We start from the raw sequence: 18,395 nt of genomic DNA on the forward strand, positions 1-18,395 counted from the left end.
GGGCGATGCCGGGAGTGAGTCAAACACCAACGTCCCGCCGTATGCAAGAAGTTGCTGAAAGTTGCGGAAGGACCTTGCGTGTCCTGTCCGGCTTCTGCTTGAGTCGAGAACAGTTCCACCGGTGACACCGCGACCTTCGCTCGAGGAGACTCCGTGAGACCACAGACCCAGTCCCTTCCGCGACCCCGGTGGCCGGCATGAAAGCCCTGGTTCTGGCGGGTGGCACCGGCAGCAGGCTGCGACCGTTCACCCACACACGCGCCAAGCAGCTCCTCCCCATCGCCAACAGGCCGGTGGTGTACTACGTCCTGCAGGCGATAGCCGACGCCGGCATCGAGGAGGTGGGCGTGGTGGTCGGCCACCACGGCGACGACATCCGCCGCGCGGTCGGGGACGGATCCGCCTTCGGGCTGCGCATCGCCTACCTGCACCAGCCCGAACCCCTCGGACTGGCCCACGCGGTGGCGACCGCACGGGACTTCCTGGGGGACGACGACTTCCTGCTGTACCTCGGGGACAACCACCTGGAGGACGGCGTGACGGGGTTCGTCCGGCGTGCCGCCGCCCACCGGGACGCCGCCCGGCTGCTGCTCACCCCGGTGCGCGACCCCAGCGCCTTCGGTGTCGCGGAAGTCGATGACGAAGGGGTGGTGCGGCGGCTGGAGGAGAAACCGGAGCGGCCCCGCAGCGACCTCGCCCTGGTCGGTGTCTACGCCTTCACTCCCGCCGTGCACGAGGCGGTCCGCGCCATCCGCCCCTCGGGGCGGGGCGAGCTGGAGATCACCCACGCGGTGCAGTGGATGATCGACCGGGGTCTGCCCGTGCGCGCGGAGGCGACCACCCGGCCGTGGCACGACACCGGCAGTGTGGACGACCTGCTGGAGGCGAACCGGCACGTCCTGGACCGGATGGAGGGACGCGTCGACGGCAAGGTCGATCCGCACAGTGTCCTGGTGGGCCGCGTCCGCATCGCCGAGGGGGCCGTGGTCAGAGGGTCGCGGATCGTCGGACCCGTGGTGGTCGGAGCGGGTGCCGTCATCAGCAACTCCAGCGTCGGCCCGTACACCGCCATCGCCGAGGACTGCCGGATCGAGGACAGTGCGATCGAGTTCTCGGTGCTCCTCCAGGGCGCGTGCTTGGAAGGCGCCGCACGTATCGAGCGGTCGCTCATCGGCCGCGAAGCGGTCGTGGCCGCGGCGCCCCGCCCGCCCCAGGCCCACCGTCTTGTCATCGGCGACCACAGCAAGGTGCAGCTCACCTCATGACGTCACGCATCCTCGTCACCGGCGGAGCCGGCTTCATCGGTTCCGCCTACGTCCGCGCGCTGCTCGGCCCGTCGGGGCCGCCCGGCGTCGCGGTCACCGTTCTCGACAAGCTCACCTACGCGGGCAGCCTCGCCCGCCTCGACCCGGTACGCGGTCACCCCGGTCTGACTTTCGTGCACGGTGACGTCTGCGACGCCGCGACGGTACGGCGGCTGGCGGCCGGGCACGACGAGATCGTCCACTTCGCGGCGGAGTCGCACGTGGACCGCTCCATCGAGGACGGCTCCGGGTTCACCCTCACCAATGTGGTGGGCACCCAGACCCTGCTGGACGCGGCGCTGCGGCACGGGGTGCGGACGTTCGTCCAGATCTCCACCGACGAGGTCTACGGCTCGGTACCCGAGGGTGCCGCACGAGAGGAGGACCGGCTCAGGCCCAGCTCGCCGTACGCGGCGTCGAAGGCCGCGGCCGACCTCGTGGCGCTGGCCCACCACCACACCCATGGCCTGGACGTCCGGGTGACCCGCTGCTCCAACAACTTCGGCCCCTATCAACATCCGGAGAAGGCCGTTCCCCGCTTCGTGGCCACCCTGCTGACCGGCGGTGACCTGCCGGTGTACGGCGACGGGAGGCAGGTGCGCGACTGGCTGCACGTGGACGACCACGTCAGGGCGGTGGAACTGGTGCGCACGGCGGGACGGCCGGGGCAGACGTACAACATCGGCGGCGGCACCTCGCTGACCAATCTCGAACTCGCGCACCGCCTGCTCCGGTGGTGCGGCGCCGGCCCGGAACGCATCACGCACGTCGCGGACCGCAAGGGCCACGACCGCCGTTACGCGGTGGACCACGGCAAGATCACCGCGGAGCTGGGATACCGGCCGCGGGCCGACTTCGAGTCGGCGCTGGCCGCCACGGTGGACTGGTACCGCACCCACCGATCGTGGTGGAAGCCGCTGCTGGAATCCGTCTGAAGCCGGCGAGCCGCGTCCGGGATGACCGCGACGGCCCTGCCAGGGACTCCACACGCCCCGGCGCAGCGCCCGGTCGGGGCGCGCACCCGTGCCGGGGCCGCGCGGACACTCCGGCTCGCTCGGCCGGGCGCGTCGGGGAGACGCATCCTTCGCGATCCCCGCGACCGAGGGCCGGAGTTGGTTGAAGGTAACACTTCGAAAACCGTTGCGAAAGGCCTTGCGCAGCGCCTGTTCACACCGTGGCCTGGCGAACTGCCTTTTCCGCGAGAAGGGTTGACCTGCGGTAAGCGGCGCCGTACGGTCTCGACCGCAAATTCTTGCAGCAAGAACCAACGAACGGCCTTCTCCGGCATGGCGCGTTGTCAACCAAGGCTGTCCTCCGGTATCACCCCACTCCCCAACTGGAGACACCATGGCCAGAAAGACCGTGGCCGCTGCACTCGCCGCCCTGGCGGGAGCCGCTGTGGCCGTCACGGCACCGACGCCGGCGCAGGCAAGCGCGCCCGGCGGCAAGGACGTCACCGCGGTGATGTTCGAATGGAACTTCGCGTCCGTCGCGAAGGCCTGCACGGACGAACTGGGCCCCGACGGGTACGGGTACGTCCAGGTCTCCCCGCCGAACGAACACATCCAGGGAAGTTCCTGGTGGACGGCCTACCAGCCGGTCAGCTACAAGATCGGCACCAAGCTCGGCGACCGCGCCGCCTTCAAGAACATGGTCGACACCTGCCACGCCGCCGGCGTCAAGGTGGTCGCCGACACCGTGATCAACCACATGGCGAACGCCTCCGGCACGGGCACCGCCGGGTCGTCGTTCAGCAAGTACGACTACCCGGGTACCTACTCCCCGGCCGACATGGACGACTGCACGACGAGCATCAGCAACTACGCCGACCGCTGGAACGTCCAGCACTGCGAGATGGGAGGGCTGCCCGACCTCGACACCGGCGAGGAGTACGTCCGCAAGACCATCGCCGGCTACATGAACGACCTGCTCTCCCTCGGCGTCGACGGTTTCCGGATCGACGGCGCCAAGCACATGGCCGAGGACGACCTCGCCAACATCAAGTCCCGGCTCACCAACCCGGGCGTGTACTGGAAGCAGGAAACGATCGGGGCCGCGGGTGAGGCGGTCCAGCCGCCCGAGTTCTACAACACGGGCGACGTCCAGGAGTTCAACTACGCCTACGACCTGAAGCGGGTGTTCAACAACGAGAAGCTCGCGGAACTGAAGAACTTCGGCGAGAGCTGGGGACTGGTCTCCAGCGGCAAGGCCTCCGTCTTCGTCACCAACCACGACACCGAGCGCAGCGGCAGCACCCTCACCTACAAGGACGGCGCCAACTACACCCTCGCGCACGTCTTCATGCTGGCCTGGCCCTACGGCTCGCCCGACGTGCACTCCGGCTACGAGTTCAGTGACACCAACGCCGGCGGGCCGGACAACGGCCGGGTGAACGCGTGTTACACCGGCGGCTGGAAGTGCCAGCACGCCTGGAGCGAGATCGCGAGCATGGTCAAGTTCCGCAACACGGCCGCCGGAACCGCGGTGACCAACTGGTGGGACAGCGGCACCAACCAGATCGCCTTCGGCCGCGGTGACAAGGCGTACGTCGTGATCAACCACGAGGGGTCGTCACTGACCCGCACCTTCCAGACCTCACTGCCCGCCGGCGACTACTGCGACGTGCAGAGCGGCAAGGGCGTCACGGTGAACTCCTCCGGCCAGTTCACCGCCACCCTCGGCGCCAACACGGCCCTCGCCCTGCACGTCGGCGCGAAGACCTGCGGGGGCGGCTCGGCCAACGGCGGCAGCGACGGCGGCGGGAACACGGCCACCGGAGCATCGTTCAACGTCAACGCCACCACGCAACTGGGCCAGAACATCCACGTCGTCGGCAACAACTCCGCCCTCGGCAACTGGAACACATCCAACTCCCTCAAGCTCGACCCGGCGAGCTACCCCGTCTGGAAGCTCGACCTGTCCCTGCCCGCGGGCACCTCGTTCGAGTACAAGTACATCCGCAAGGACGCCGGCGGCAACGTCACCTGGGAAAGCGGTTCCAACCGCACGGCCACCGTCCCGTCCAGTGGCGTGGTCACCCTGAACGACACCTGGCGCAGCTGACCGCGGCCCCTCCCCGCGACCGACCGGGATCGCCGACGACAGCCGGCGATCCCCGAACAAGGACCGCCCGGCCCGCTCCACCGGTGCCGGGCGGTCCCGCGCCCCGCCGCACGGCGGGGCCCCGTCCTTGCCCACAACCGAGATCCCGAGGAGATGCGTCACGTGGTCGGCAGACCCAGACACCACGCAACCGCCCTGGCCTTCGCGCTGTTCACCGCGGTCCTGCCACCGCTGGCGCCCCCGGCGGCGGCCGACGGACCGCCCCCACCGCCGACAGACACACAGCTCGCGCGACAGCCGGCCCGTCCGTCGGCGAGCAGGGAACAGTTCTACCTGCTGCTGCCCGACCGGTTCGCCAACGGCTCCACCGCCAACGACCGGGGAGGCCTGACCGGCGACCGTACGGCCACCGGATACGACCCCACCGACAAGGACTTCTTCCAGGGCGGCGACCTCAGAGGCGTCATCGACCACCTCGACTACATCAAGGGCCTCGGCACCACTGCCATCTGGCTCGCACCGGTGTTCAAGAACAAGCCCGTCACGGTCCGCGACGGCAAGGCGACCGCCAACTACCACGGCTACGCCATCACCGACTTCACCCGGGTCGACCCGCACTTCGGCACCGAGACAGACCTGTCGGAGCTGATCCACAAGGCCCACACCAAGGGCATGAAGGTCTTCTTCGACGTCATCACCAACCACACCGCTGACACCATCGACTACGCCGAGAAGCACTACGGCTACCGCGGCAAGGGCGCCTACCCGTATCTGGACACCGAGGGCCGGCCCTTCGACGACAGCGCCGGCCCGCACCGCACGGACGCGGCCGGCGCCCCCTATACCCCGCAGGTCTCCACCGACCCGCAGGACCGCAAGGTGCCCGACTGGCTGAACGACCCGACCATGTACCACAACCGCGGCAACTCCACCTTCGCCGGGGAGAGCGCCCTGTACGGCGACTTCATGGGCATGGACGACCTGTGGACCGAACGGCCGGAAGTCGTGCGGGGCATGGAGGACATCTACGAGAGGTGGGTCGAGGACTTCGGCGTGGACGGCTTCCGGGTCGACACGGCCAAGAACGTCGACATGGACTTCTGGACCCAGTGGGCCACCGCGCTCGACCGGTGCGCGGCGCAGCACGGACGCCGGCACTTCTTCCTCTTCGCCGAGGCCTTCTCGGCGGACGCGTCCATCACCGCCCCCTATGTCACCCAGGGCCGGCTCGACGCGACGCTCGACTTCCCGTTCCAGGCCGCCGCCCGCAACTTCGCCTCGCGCGGCGGGCCCGCCGACGACCTGGCCCACGTCCTCGCGCAGGACTACCGTTACAGCACGGACAAGACCAACGCCTACAGCCAGGTCACCTTCCTCGGCAGTCACGACATGGGGCGCATCGGCACCTTCATCGCCCAGGACAACCCCGGCGCGGACGATGCCGAGCTTCTGCGGCGCGACCGCCTGGCCCACGAGCTGATGTTCCTCTCGCGTGGCAACCCGGTCGTCTACTCCGGCGACGAGCAGGGCTTCACCGGCTCGGGCGGAGATGTGGACGCCCGTCAGACGATGTTCGCCTCGAAGGTGCCGGACTACCTGGACGACGACGAGATCGGCACCGACCGCACGGCCGCCTCGGACGCGTACGACACCTCCCACCCCCTGTACCGCGCGATATCGGCGCTCTCCCGGCTCACCCAGCGGAACCCGGCGCTGCGCGACGGCGTCCAGACCGAGCGCTACGCACAGGGCTCCGTGTACGCCTTCTCCCGCACCGACGTCCGGCGGGGACGCGACTACCTGGTCGCGTTCAACGACGCCACCGAGGACAAGACCGTCGCACTGCCCACCGGTTCGGCATACACGCCGTACCAGGCGCTTCACGGCGCCACAGGCAGAGTGCGCGGCGATGCCGACGGAAGGATCACCGTGACCGTCCCGGCCCTGTCGTCCGTCGTGTACGAGGCGACACAGCCGCCGGAGCCGCCGAGGGCCAAGCCCTCCCTCACGCTCGACGCCCCAGGCGCGGGCGCCGGCGGAACCGTGGAGATCTCCGCCGACGTCACCGGCGGCGGGTACCACCGGGTCGTCTTCGCCGCCCAGGTCGGCGACGGGGCCTGGTGGACTCTCGGCACCGCCGACCACGCCCCCTACCGGGTCACCCAGACCATCCCCCCGGACGTCTCCGCCGGAACGCCGCTCAGGTACAAGGCGGTCGTCACCGACAGCGCCGGCCGGACCGCGGACGACCTCGCCACGACGACCGCCGGCCAGGCGCCGGTGGCCGCGAAACCGACGGCGGCACGCCACTGGGCCGTCGTCCACTACCGGCGGCCCGACGGTGACTACGCGGGTCTGCGGCTGCGGACGGCCGACGGCCGCACCGCCGACTTCACGGGCCGGGACGCCTACGGATCCTTCGCCTGGCTCGCCCCGGCCGAGGGCGCCACCGAGATCCCCTTCACCGTGGAGAAGGACGGCGTCCCCGACGGCGCCGCCCGCACGCTGGACTTCGCCGCGGCGCCGGAGGTGTGGACCGGCCAGGGCAGTGACGCGGTGACGGGAACCAGGCCCGCCGACGCGTACCCGGCGCAGGACCCGACGAAGGCGATCATCCACTACCACCGCCCGGACGGCGCCTACGACGGCTGGGGCCTGCACGCCTGGACGGGAGCGGCGAACCCGCCGGAGTGGAACGACCCGATCCGCCCGGTGGGCCGGGACTCCTTCGGACTGGTCTTCGAAGTCCCGCTGACCGGTCACGCGGACTCGCTCAGCTACATCCTGCACAAGAAGGAGGAGAAGGACGTCCCCGTCGACGAGGCCCTCGACTTCTCCCTCTACGGACACGAAGTGTGGCGCGTCGCCGGGGACTCCGCCTACCTCACCCCCACGCTCGGCGGCGCCTTCGGTCTGGACCTCGGCACGTCGGCCGCGACCTGGCTGGACGACACCACCGTCGTATGGCGGGGAACCGGTGCCGGCGTCGCCAGCCAGCAGCTCGTGTACGCGCCGGGCGGCGGCATCGGCATCAAGGACGGCGCGCTGTCGGACGAGGGGCACTGGCTGCGCCTGGTCTCCGCGCACTTGACCGACGCGCAACGGGCCGCCGATCCACGGTTCTCGGACTACCAGGCCTTCACCGTCGACCCACGGGATCGCGACCGGATCGCCGAGGCGCGAGCGAGCCGCCAGGTGATCGCCACACAACGAGGAGAGGACGGGGCCTTGCTGGGCGCGACGACCGTGCACCTGCCTCCCGGCTGACCCCCGAAGCGCACCGAACGAAAGGAAAGAGCCGCATCGTGACCGCATCACCCACCGCCCGCGGCAACCCCGGCGGGCGACCGGCAAGGCTCCGTCGCCGGAGCCTCCCGGGCACCGTCACCCGATCCGCCGCCGTGGCCGTCACCGCCGCACTGCTCGCCACGGCCCTGCACTCCGCCCAGCCGGCGAGCGCCACCGAGCGCCCGCCCGCCCCGCCCTCCAACGCCCGACTGGCCGCAGTGGCGGCCCGGCACGACATGACCCGCGAGCAGTTCTACTTCCTGCTGCCCGACCGGTTCGCCAACGGCTCCACCGCCAACGACCGGGGAGGGCTGACCGGCGACCGCACCGCCACCGGTTACGACCCCACGGACAAGGGCTTCTACCAGGGCGGGGACCTGAAGGGGCTGATCAGCAAACTCGACTACGTCAAGGGGCTCGGCACCACCGCGATCTGGCTGGCCCCGATCTTCAAGAACAAACCGGTGCAGGGCAACGGCGAGAGCGCCGGCTACCACGGCTACTGGATCACCGACTTCACCCGGGTCGACCCGCACTTCGGCACCAACGCGGACCTCGCGGAACTCATCCGCCTGGCCCACGCCAAGGGGATGAAGGTCTTCTTCGACGTCATCACCAACCACACGGCCGACACCGTCACCAACGCCGAGAAGACGTTCCAGTACCGCGGCAAGGGCGCTTACCCCTACCTGGACACCGCGGGCCGCCCCTTCGACGACAGCAAGGGCATGCGGAAGGTCGACGCCCGTGGCTTCCCCTACACGCCGCAGATCGACCCGGCCGATCGGGACGTCAAAGTCCCGGCGTGGCTGAACGACCCGACCATGTACCACAACCGCGGTGACTCCACCTTCGTCGGCGAGAGCACCCTCTACGGCGACCACACCGGTCTGGACGACCTGTGGACCGAACGCCCCGAAGTCGTGCACGGCATGGAGGAGATCTACGAGAAGTGGGTCAGGGACTTCCGTGTCGACGGCTTCCGCGTCGACACCGTCCGCAACGTCGACATGGCCTTCTGGACGCAGTGGGCGACGGCACTCGACGCCTACGCCGCGAAGAAGGGCCGGAAGAACTTCTTCGTCTTCGGCGAGACACTGTCCTCCGACCCGTCCGTCACCTCGCCGTACGTACGGCAGGGCCGCCTCGACGCGACGCTCGACTTTCCGCTGCAGGACGCGATCCGCCAGTACGCCTCCCAGGGCCGGGCGGCCGACCGGCTCGCCGACGTCTTCGCGCAGGACTACCGCTACACCACCGACAAGGCGAACGCCTACGAGCAGGTGACCTTCCTCGGCAACCACGACATGGGCCGCATCGGCGGCTTCCTGCTCAAGGACAACCCGAAGGCCGACGACGCCGAACTCCTCCGCCGGGACCGCTTCGCCCACGAGCTGATGTTCCTCTCCCGGGGCAACCCGGTCGTCTACTCCGGTGACGAACAAGGCTTCACGGGCTCGGGCGGCGACAAGGACGCCCGTCAGACGATGTTCGCCTCGAAGGTGCCGGACTACCTGGACGACGACGAGATCGGCACCGACCGCACGGCCGCCTCGGACGCGTACGACACCTCCCACCCCCTGTACCGCGCGATATCGGCGCTCTCCCGCCTCACCCAGCGGAACCCGGCGCTGCGCGACGGCGTCCAGACCGAGCGCTACGCACAGGGCTCCGTGTACGCGTTCACCCGGACGGACACCCGCCGGGGCAACGACTACCTGGTCGCGTGCAACAACGCCTCCCAGGCGAGGACCGTGCGGATCCCCACGGGTTCCGCCGGGCTGGCCTACCGGGGCCTGTACGGCACCACCGGCACCGTGACCAGTGGCACCGACACCCGGGTGACCGTCACCGTCCCGGCGCTGTCGTCCGTGGTGCTGAAGGCGGCGAAGCGGCTCGGTACCCCGGCCACCCGGCCGTCCCTCCAGCTCCAGGCCCCGGCGCCGGGCGCCACCGGGGACGTCGACATCTCCGCGCAGGTGAGCGGCGGCGGCCGGAACCGAGTCGTGTTCGCCGCCCAGGCCGGCGACGGCCCGTGGCACACGCTCGGCACCGCTGACCACGCCCCCTACAAGGTCACACAGCACCTGCCCGACACGGTGAAGGAGGGCACCGCACTTCGCTACAAGGCCGTGGCCGTCGACCTGGCAGGCCGCACCACGAGTGACCGCGCCACGACCACGGCGGGTCGGGCAGCGGTGCCGCAGCCGCCGAGCGCCGTGCACCGCGACTACGCCGTGGTGCACTACCTGCGCACGGACGGTGACTACACCGGCTGGAAGCTCGAATCCGCGGGTCGGTCGGCCGAGTTCACCGGACGCGACGCCTACGGCGCATTCGCCTGGGTCAAGCCGGAGGACGGCGCGAAGAGCCTGACGTACACGGTCGCCCGGAACGGCACCACGGACGGCCCGCGGCGCAGCATCGACCTGGAGGAGACGGGCGAGGTCTGGATCCGGCAGGGCGACGACGGCGAGTCGGACACGGCGCCGGAAGGCACACATCCGCCCTCCGACCCGGCCAAGGTCGTGCTCCACTACCACCGCGCGGACGGCGACTACGAGGGCTGGGGTCTGCACACCTGGACCGGCGCCGAGAACCCCACCGACTGGGCGGTCCCGCTCGCGCCGGTCAGGAAAGACGCCTTCGGCGTGACCTTCGAGGTGCCGCTCGCCGACGGTGCGACCTCACTCAGCTACATCATCCACAAGGGCGACGAGAAGGACATCGCTGCCGACCGGTCGCTGGACTTCGCCCCCTACGGCAAGGAGGCCTGGCTGGTCAGCGGTGACAGCGACTACCTGCTACCGACGGTGGGCAGCGCACCCGACCTGGACCTCGACACGGCGAAGGCGCGGTGGATCGACACGGACACGGTCGTGTGGAAGGTGAAGACCACGGACTCCACCAGCCAGCAACTCGTCTACGCCCCGCACGGAGGCATGACCGTCAAGGACGGCGCGCTGTCCGACGAGGGCTACTGGCTCCGGCTGATCCCGTCGAAGCTGACGGACGCGCAGAAGTCGGCGCACCCGGAGCTGGCGGCCGACCCGGCGTTCACGGTCGACCCCCGTGACCGCGACCGTGTCCCGGCCGCACTGCGCGCACAGCTCGTCGCGACGCAACGGGCTGCCAACGGCGCGCTGCTCGCGGCCACCGGAGTCCGCCTTCCCTGACGGGCACGACACGACCGGCGGGTGCCCCTTGCCCTGCGAGGGGCACCCGCCGACGGGCAATGCCCGACCTCAGCAAGAGTCTTGCGGGACGCCCGCGCCGCACAGCGAGTTCGTGTTCATGCCGGAACTGGTGGTACGCGGCTCCACGGCATCGACCGCCAAGGGACGGCACCCCGTCGGCTGAGTCCGGTCGTGGAAAAAACATTTCTTCTCCGGCGTGAGCAACACCCGCTTGTCGTTATTAATACAGCTGCATATAGGCCCAAACGATACCTGATCTAGGTGCTTGTCCGGCTAATCCGTCACCCGTTCGCCCCGCATCCATCATCGAATGGCGGCGTTATCTGCAATATGACGAAGGCAATGAGGGGGCGGGTACTCGAATCCGCCGCAGGGTGGTCGTACTCCACGGTAAGGCGACCCGCGCGGCTGGGCTCCTACACGTATCTGCCGGCGCCGAACACGACCGGGTCCGCCAAGGGGGTTCTGATGAAGGGGGGCCTCCCTGTCACCCTCGAGGTGACCGAGGAGACTCTCCAGGAATTCATGGACACCATGAACACCCTGGAAACGGACATTTCGAGACGTTGGCCGAGCCCGGAAACCTGGTTGTGCGCATCACCGGCGGAATGACCAGATCGCGTCATGCATGGTGAGCGCATGGGGCACTATTCAGAGCCCCCCGTCGAGCATTCAGACGGTTATCAGAGCAGCCGGGGACGGCACCGGGCGTCCGCGGAAGATTTCCACTCGACCCTGATTCCTCCTGACTCGAACTGGGACCCCGCAGAAGAGTTGGCCTTCATGCTGCGGGACGCCATCGAGCAGCAGCCGCACATCCCGGCGGCACCTCATGAGGATTATCTCGTCAGTACGGTCGAGTCGGCCCCTCGCGAAACCCTGGTGGAAACCACAGCGGAAACGCCGCCGGTGAAGGCTCCTCCTCGGGGCCATCGCAAGGTTCGAGCACGGCAGAGGCCGAGCAAAATCCGGATCGCCAGCCGCTTCATCGCTGCGCTGGTGACCGCCGTCGCATCTGCTGTGAGCATCTTCGGCGGCCTGATCGCCTACGATCCGCTGCGGTTGGTGGCAGTGACGAGGATGCAGAGCAGCGTGGTCTCCTGGTGGCCTCTTCTGGTGTTCGGCCCCTGGCTGGTGGCCTCGCTGTCCATTCTCCGCGCTGCGCTGCATCAGCGTCGGGCCGTGCATTCCTGGTCCGTGCTCCTGACCTTTTCCGCCATCGCGACGGCGCTGTGTATCGCGCAAGCTCCGAGAAACGTCGTCGGCATCGCGGCTGCCGCCCTGCCGAGTTTCGCCTCCCTGGCCTGCTTCCAGCAGGTGGTGCGTCAGATCACCCTCACCAGGCCGCCCCGTCGCACGCTGCCCCGGCACCGGTTGCGGCTTCCCGGGGCGCCGGCCGAGGAAGTGTCGGACGGGCGACTGCCACAGGGCGGTACGCCGTCGACACATGGCGATCTCCACATGAAAGAGCACGGGCAACTGAATGCTCGCTCCGCAAGGTGCGCGCCGGTGACGCACCAGGACGTGGCCATGACCGGCCGCACCCTCCATACGGAGCGGGGGCAGTTCGGGGGCGGCCAAGCGATCTACGACCAGCGCCCCGGCGACCCGCGCCGTTTCGGGCGGACCGGTGACATTCCGTGACGGTCCCCGGGCGGCACCAGCCAGACCGGGGCGGCTCCCCGCACCCGGTGAACCCTGCGCCGGCACACCGAGGCGTCGGCCGCGAAGCCGACCACGGCCGGAGAACAGCTGAGGACTCCACATCAATGACTTGTTTTCGCAGGCTCATCCGCCACGTCCCCGGCACAGGGCACCTCGACAGCGGCCCGGACAGGCAACCACACGACAAAGAGGTCTGGGCCGAACTCCCTGTCAGGAAGGCCGAGTGAACAGCTCTGTCACGGCGCTCCCGCCCCACCCCGACCTCGCCCGACTCCGGCCACGCCAGCAGATGGCCATGGACTGTGCCGTCTGTGCCCGCCCGCTGGGAGCGAGCGGGCGGGTGCTGGCTGAGGTGCGGCACCGGGGACTGCCCTTCCGGCTCTGGGTCTGCACACTCGACTGTCCGGCGGCCGAATCAGCCTTCCCGATCATCTAGTGCCTGCCGCGGCACTAGCCCTCGTGGTGCTCGTAGGGCCTCTCGTTGGAGCAGGTCAGGTCGCGACCTCTTCCTGGACGGTCGCTGGGTTCGAGCGGTCGCCCATGTGCTGGGCGAAGGAGGCCATGCATGATGCGCAATGGTGTGCGTTTTCCGGTCGGCCGGTTTCCGTGTCGTCGAGGAGCGGTTGGCCGCACAGGGCGGTGGGTGCGTTCTTGGAGGTGACGTGCCAGACCACGGTGGTGCCGAGCTTGTCGGGCCCGGGGCGCATCTCGTACATGACGGGCCTCCTTGCAGGAATGCCGTATCACGTACCAGGGAATCCCAGCTGGGCGGCGCACACCGTCCGGCGCGGGCCATTCGGGTGACGCCCGGTCGTGGGCGGCGACCGATGCGTGCCCTTTCGATTCCGGCGTGTTTCCTGGTCAGGGGGTGTGCGCCCGGCCGGGCATCGGTGCCCCTCCGGCTTGAGCGGGGAGCCGGACATACGCCCCGCGCCAACGAGGAACCGCGCAACCGTCGGACCGCGGCGCCGTTCGCTACCGCACCGCGCCCCCCACCTCCGCGGTGCGTACGTCGGCCAGTGTCGTGGCCAGGGACTGCCAGACGTGTGTGGCCAGATCGAGGTTGCCGGCGTCCGTCGCCTCCTGGCCCAGGCGGCGCAGGGCCGCGATTCCCTGGTCGGTCCGGCCTTCGAGGATCATCAGCCGACCCGCGAGCACGGTCAGGCGGACCCGGTCCCCGTAGGGCAGCCGGAGCTCCGGGCCGGACAGCAGGGCGTGGCACAGATGCCGGGCGTCGTCCAACCTTCCCTTGAGAAAGGCGAGATGGGCCCGCAAGGCGTGCAGTTCCTGCAACTGGAGCGGTGTCCCGATCAGTCGCAGGACGATGTCGGCCTCGCCCAGCCACCGCTCGGCCGCTTCGACGCGCGGAGGTGACATCTGGAGCGCGGCGGCCGTCGCGGCCGTACGCAGCCGGGTCCACAGGGTGAGGCCGTCGCTGCCCCGCAGCAGGGTGAGAGCGGCTTCGAGCCGGGACCGGGCGGCGGCGTGGTCTCCCTGGCGGTCGCTGACCACGGACGCGGTCCACAGCGCCTCGGCCGCCTGCGGGGGAGCGGCGGCGGGTAACAAGTCGCGTTCCAGCTCCCTGACATGACGGTCGGCCGTGTCGAGGCGGCCCAGCTCGGTCTCGACACGGATCAGCACCGTCAGCGCGGCGACGGTGTCCGCCACGGGCAGATGCTCAGCGCGTGTGATGGCGAGCGCGGTGACGGCGGCACGCTCCGCCGCCCGGGTGTCACCCAGGGCGAACAGGCAGCGCGCGTACTGGACATGTGACCGCGCCCGGAGTTCCGGTGCCGCGAGCAGGTCGCTCAGCCGGATCAGTTCGAGAAGGTGGCCGCGCTCCTGCTCGTGGTCTCCGTCGCCGTTGCTGATGAGGGCGAGCAGCCACCGGGCCTGCCAGCGGCCGGCGGGGTCCTCGTGCTCATCGTTTCCCACCGCCTGGAGGAGGGCTTCGGTGCTGTCGGTGCCGGGCGGTGCCGACGTCACGGCGGCGAGTACCTCGCTCAGACAGCCGCTCGAGCGCGGCTCGGTCAACGCGTTGACATCGACGCCGAGTTGCTGGGCGAGATAGCTGATGGCGCGCTCGGTGGGCCGACGCTCGCCCGACTCCAGGCGTGAAAGGTATCCCGTGGACATCCCTTCGCCGACGACCGCCGCCTGGCTCAGGCCCCGCTCCAGCCTGAGCTTCCTCAGCTGTCGGCCGAAGTACGGCTGCTCAAGCATTTTGCCCTCTGATCCCCTGAGGTCTTTTTAGTCTCCTGCGTGTCCCGTGTTCCCGGGACGGCGTCCGGAAGTTGCCCATACTTTAGGGAGCCTTGGCAAGGTGGGCAACACAGTTACGTGGAAGACATTTCCCCTGTCATTTGCCCTGCTATAGCTGTGCGTTGTCCTTCGGCTGCGCCGGTCGGCCGAACGCGGATGGCTGAAAATGTTCTCGGCCAAAAGCGTTGGCAATTGGCTTGCCCGGGCAGGCAAACACTTGCCAGCCCCCGTGTCCGGCCTTAGCCTCCAAGGTGCCGACCTGATGCGCATCCACCCCTCGTCCGTCGGAGGCTCGCGTGCTCCTCGTGTCCCTCAAGGCCCGCTTCGGAGTTCGCCGGTCGTGCGTACGGAGCCGGTGGCTGAGGCATCCGGCGGAGGCCGCGGCAGCGGGGAGGGGCTGACAACGTTGTTCTGCCCGACAGCAGACGGCCGTGGCCGACCGCCGATCCGGTATGACCAGGCGCCCGCTCCACTTTCCCGCGCCGACAGCCGCGAGCGGAGCGGTGCGTTACCACCCCCCATGTGCAAAGGGAAAGACGGTATGTCCGTGTTGACCACCTGCATTACCGCCTCATCCACCGCCGCCGCGACGTCAGACGCCGGTCCGGTTTCCCGGGCCGGACGCACGGGCGCCGACGGCAGGCGCCGCCGCATCTACACGGCCCACGCGTCCCCCGACGTGTCCATCACGGCCGCCGAAGCGGAATTCGCCGGGCAGTTCGGTTCGAGCCCCGGCGAGATATGCGGCCGGAACCTGTGCGATCTCCTCCAGGCGGGCTCGTCCGCACGCCTGCGGCACCGGTTCGCCGGCCTCTCCGAAGGCCGCGCGAGCTGGTTCACGGAGCGGGTGACCGGCCGGCACGAGACCGGCCGCGCCTTCTGCGCGGTCCTGACGGCCACAGCGGTCACCGGCCCGGCCGGGCCGGCCGGACTGGTCATCCTGCTCCACCCCCTCGGCGAGGTGGATGCGCCAGGTCCTGGCGAACCGGTCCTCAGTGAACTCGACGCACGCGTCCTCGAAGGTGTGGCCGGGGGCGCGTCGACCGTACAGCTGGCCGGCCGCGTCTACTTGAGTCGTCAGGGGGTCGAATACCGGGTGAGCCTCCTGCTGCGCCGGTTCGAGGCGCCCAACCGTCCCGCCCTCGTGGCGCGCGCCCATGCCATGGGCCTGTTCGCGCCGGGGCAGTGGCCCCCGCGGGTGCTGCCGGACTTCATCGAGTAGGGCCCTCTCGCCGCGATGGCCGCCGGTTCCAGCTGTCCGCCGGCGGCCATCGCGGTCGGCGCCCTTCCCGGCGCCGTGGACGGCACGACCAGGCGGCCGTGGTCCCCAGGCCCCCCGGAACGGGATGGTGGGTGCCTTCCCGGTGTCGCGGACGGCACCAGCTGCCGCGCCTGCCGGGACCGGAGTCGGGTGTCTTCCCGGTGCCTGGACGGCACCACCAGCCGGCCGGGAGCTGCCGCGCGTCCCGGAACGGGATGGTGGGTGCCCTCCCGGTGTCGCGGACGGCACGGCTAGGCGGCCGAGGGCTGCCAGGCCTCACGGAACCGCAGGCGGGCGCGGTGCAGCCGGGACCGGACCGTTCCCAGCGGCAGTGAGAGTACCTGGGCCATCTCCTCCTCGTTGAGTCCGTAGGCGCGCAGGGTGAGGACCTGCCGGTGGGACGTGGAGAGCCGGTCCAGCACGTCGGAGATGTGCACGGCATCCAGGGGGTTCGCCTCCTGTCCGGACTCGACCCGCAGATAGGTGCCCTCCTCACCGGTGCGCCTCGCGGTCCGCACGGCCTCGCGGACCGTCACCGACCGGACCCAGCCGTAGAACGCGCTCGGTTCGCGCAGGGTGCGCAGTCCGCGGTAGACGGCGAGAAGGGCCTCCTGAGTGGCATCGGCGGCGTCGTCGTACGTGATGGACCGGCAGAGCCGGGCGACGTAGGGGGTGATCCCGGTCAGCAGCTGGTTCATGGCCTGCTCGTCACCCGCCTGTGCTCGGGGCAGCAGCGCCAGGGGAGTGGGGATGTCACTCACGGTCCTCATGTGGCGGAGCCTCCTTACGGTGGCCGATAGCGTGCGGTGAGCCGGGCGGTCCGGGCTCAGCGCGCCTGCGCGGGGGCGGGTTCGGCGGTGTCGGCGAGGGCGCCGAGCGCCTCGTGGACCTCGTCGCGGAAGGCGCGTACGAAGGCCGGGCTGAAGCAGGCCGTGAAGTGCGGGAACTCGATGGCGAGCCGCCCCTCGAACGAGACGACGCAGGCCATCACGGGACTGCGGCCCGCTTGCGGGAAGTACTGCTCACGGGCCGGCACCAGCCGCACATCGGTGGCCGTCAGCCCCTGCGGCAACCGCGGGCCGGGCACGACGCCCATGTTCGTGGCGATCACCGTCGCCAGCTGCAAAGCCGGATCGCGTGGGAATTCGGGGGTCATCCGCAGCTCGTGCAACGGGCCCGCTCCGGAGACGAAGCCGCTCAGCCGGGCGTGCACCGTCCGGGCCAGCGCGACGTCGTCCGTCTCCGGGGCGACGTCCAGCGTCTGCAGATGCGTGGTGACGGCGGGCACCATGACGAGCGCGGGCAGCGGCGGTGACAGCCGGGACCGCAGGTCGACGGGGGAGAGGCAGCCAAGGATGCGGGGCTCGTCGCCGGGGAGGCGCCGGCGTGCCGTCGACAGGAGTGCCGCACTGACCAGCGCGTGGACCGACACGCCCGCCCGACGCGCGGCGCTGCGCAGCCGGGCGGTGCGGTCCTGGTCGAGCGTCAGCCGGGGCACCTCGATCCGGCCCGCCACGGCGGCTGGATCCGGTACGTCGTAGGGAACCAGCTCCACCGGGTGCCGTCGCACCTCCTCGATGCGCTGCTCCCGGTACCCGGCGGCCTCCGCCGGGTCGGCGGCCGGCAGCAGCCGGCTGACGGGCTCGGCCCAGTCGGGCGTCCGGCTCCCGGCCGCGTCGCCTGGCTCCGCCCCGCCCTCGACCAGGGTCCGGTAGCGGTCCCAGAGGTCGTTGTGCAGCGCGATGCTGCTGTGCCCGTCCGTGATGGTGTGGTCCACCGAGAGAACGAACAGGTGACGGTCGCCGTCCGGCGTGCTGACCAGGACCGCCCGGCTCAGCGGACCGCCGACCGGCAGCGGAGCGTTCAGTTCGGCCGGGTAGGCCTCGTCCTCCGTACCGGTCCGCGTGGTCAGCCGCGGCCGCTCGGCCTCCGCCAGCAGACGCAGCGCGAAGCCTTCCCCGTCCGGCACGATCCGGGACCGCAGTGACGGGTGTGCCCGGGTGACCGAGTCGAACGCCGCCGACAGCGCCCCGACGTCGACACGGCCCCGCAAGCTGCTGGAGAGCACCGCTCTGCTCCGCTGCCCGACGTACAGCGTCTCCACCGGACACAACGCACGGTGCATGACCTCGGCCCTCATTCCGTCCGCCCATTCCTCGACCCGCGTTCACTGACCCGTCGTCAACACCGCGGGGATCTGCTCGACGTCCCCTCGACATTGCATTGCCGGGCCGGTGCGAATCCACTCGACGGGAAGCCCGTGGGGAAACTCGCGTAATTTCCCTAAAGCTTGTCGCTCCCGCCGCTATCCCGGCGCCCTCGTTCTTCAGGGAAACACCTGAATTCCTCTCCGAG

General features: G+C 70.0%; 10 protein-coding genes and 2 pseudogenes. 8 read left to right on the forward strand and 4 right to left on the reverse strand.

From position 1 onward, the window contains the following. The first annotated feature begins 197 nt into the window (after positions 1-197). The 7 genes and pseudogenes from AC07C1_RS01695 to AC07C1_RS01725 all read left to right on the forward strand — a co-directional run bounded on the left by AC07C1_RS01695 (position 198) and on the right by AC07C1_RS01725 (position 12,953). Positions 198-1,265 carry a glucose-1-phosphate thymidylyltransferase gene (locus AC07C1_RS01695; protein WP_478936198.1) on the forward strand — a complete coding sequence of 356 codons (1,068 nt, stop codon included), beginning with the start codon at positions 198-200 and terminating at the stop codon, positions 1,263-1,265. Continuing rightward, on the forward strand, positions 1,262-2,239 hold the full coding sequence (gene rfbB, locus AC07C1_RS01700; protein WP_478936200.1) for a dTDP-glucose 4,6-dehydratase: 978 nt from the start codon (positions 1,262-1,264) through the stop codon (positions 2,237-2,239). The genes AC07C1_RS01695 and rfbB overlap by 4 nt, the downstream gene beginning before the upstream one ends. Positions 2,240-2,651: 412 nt before the next feature. Beyond that, positions 2,652-4,367: a carbohydrate-binding module family 20 domain-containing protein gene (locus tag AC07C1_RS01705; protein WP_478936201.1), complete on the forward strand. Its 1,716-nt coding sequence runs from the start codon at positions 2,652-2,654 to the stop codon at positions 4,365-4,367. Between the two features lie 153 nt (positions 4,368-4,520). Next, positions 4,521-7,616, forward strand: a pseudogene (locus AC07C1_RS01710) (alpha-amylase family glycosyl hydrolase); the annotation flags it as partial. 152 nt (positions 7,617-7,768) lie between these two features. Next, positions 7,769-10,822, forward strand: a pseudogene (locus AC07C1_RS01715) (alpha-amylase family glycosyl hydrolase); the annotation flags it as partial. A 669-nt stretch (positions 10,823-11,491) separates the two neighbouring features. Then, positions 11,492-12,496: a DUF2637 domain-containing protein gene (locus tag AC07C1_RS01720; RefSeq protein ID WP_478936203.1), complete on the forward strand. Its 1,005-nt coding sequence runs from the start codon at positions 11,492-11,494 to the stop codon at positions 12,494-12,496. Between the two features lie 244 nt (positions 12,497-12,740). Further along, positions 12,741-12,953 (forward strand): hypothetical protein, encoded by a 213-nt coding sequence (locus AC07C1_RS01725; RefSeq protein WP_478936205.1) that lies wholly within the window; start codon positions 12,741-12,743, stop codon positions 12,951-12,953. Between the two features lie 55 nt (positions 12,954-13,008). On the opposite strand, the gene AC07C1_RS01730 is transcribed toward AC07C1_RS01725, so the two are convergent. Beyond that, the gene (locus AC07C1_RS01730) at positions 13,009-13,233 is read right to left on the reverse strand and encodes a hypothetical protein (RefSeq protein WP_478936207.1); all 225 of its coding nucleotides are present in this window, start codon (positions 13,231-13,233) and stop codon (positions 13,009-13,011) included. A gap of 259 nt (positions 13,234-13,492) precedes the next feature. Then, a complete protein-coding gene (locus AC07C1_RS01735) occupies positions 13,493-14,740 on the reverse strand; it encodes a helix-turn-helix domain-containing protein (protein WP_478936208.1) in 1,248 nt (415 codons plus the stop codon). A gap of 580 nt (positions 14,741-15,320) precedes the next feature. Between AC07C1_RS01735 and AC07C1_RS01740 the strand changes: the two genes are divergently transcribed. Beyond that, positions 15,321-16,001 (forward strand): helix-turn-helix domain-containing protein, encoded by a 681-nt coding sequence (locus tag AC07C1_RS01740; protein ID WP_478936209.1) that lies wholly within the window; start codon positions 15,321-15,323, stop codon positions 15,999-16,001. 290 nt (positions 16,002-16,291) lie between these two features. On the opposite strand, the gene AC07C1_RS01745 is transcribed toward AC07C1_RS01740, so the two are convergent. Together AC07C1_RS01745 and AC07C1_RS01750 are read right to left on the reverse strand one after the other, a co-directional pair. Next, positions 16,292-16,810 (reverse strand): RNA polymerase sigma factor, encoded by a 519-nt coding sequence (locus AC07C1_RS01745; protein WP_478936210.1) that lies wholly within the window; start codon positions 16,808-16,810, stop codon positions 16,292-16,294. Between the two features lie 56 nt (positions 16,811-16,866). Next, the gene (locus tag AC07C1_RS01750; protein ID WP_478936211.1) at positions 16,867-18,165 is read right to left on the reverse strand and encodes a phthiocerol/phthiodiolone dimycocerosyl transferase family protein; all 1,299 of its coding nucleotides are present in this window, start codon (positions 18,163-18,165) and stop codon (positions 16,867-16,869) included. Positions 18,166-18,395: the final 230 nt, after the last annotated feature.

It is taken from the genome of Streptomyces sp. NPDC045022, from assembly GCF_056432605.1.

What these genes read in the sequence shown, in the direction of transcription:
- AC07C1_RS01695 (WP_478936198.1), top strand. Translation starts at nt 198, where the DNA reads ATGAAAGCCCTGGTTCTGGCGGGTGGCACCGGCAGCAGGCTGCGACCG.
- rfbB (WP_478936200.1), top strand. Translation starts at nt 1,262, where the DNA reads ATGACGTCACGCATCCTCGTCACCGGCGGAGCCGGCTTCATCGGTTCC.
- AC07C1_RS01705 (WP_478936201.1), top strand. Translation starts at nt 2,652, where the DNA reads ATGGCCAGAAAGACCGTGGCCGCTGCACTCGCCGCCCTGGCGGGAGCC.
- AC07C1_RS01720 (WP_478936203.1), top strand. Translation starts at nt 11,492, where the DNA reads ATGGGGCACTATTCAGAGCCCCCCGTCGAGCATTCAGACGGTTATCAG.
- AC07C1_RS01730 (WP_478936207.1), bottom strand. Translation starts at nt 13,233, where the DNA reads ATGTACGAGATGCGCCCCGGGCCCGACAAGCTCGGCACCACCGTGGTC.
- AC07C1_RS01735 (WP_478936208.1), bottom strand. Translation starts at nt 14,740, where the DNA reads ATGCTTGAGCAGCCGTACTTCGGCCGACAGCTGAGGAAGCTCAGGCTG.
- AC07C1_RS01740 (WP_478936209.1), top strand. Translation starts at nt 15,321, where the DNA reads ATGTCCGTGTTGACCACCTGCATTACCGCCTCATCCACCGCCGCCGCG.
- AC07C1_RS01745 (WP_478936210.1), bottom strand. Translation starts at nt 16,810, where the DNA reads ATGAGGACCGTGAGTGACATCCCCACTCCCCTGGCGCTGCTGCCCCGA.
- AC07C1_RS01750 (WP_478936211.1), bottom strand. Translation starts at nt 18,165, where the DNA reads ATGCACCGTGCGTTGTGTCCGGTGGAGACGCTGTACGTCGGGCAGCGG.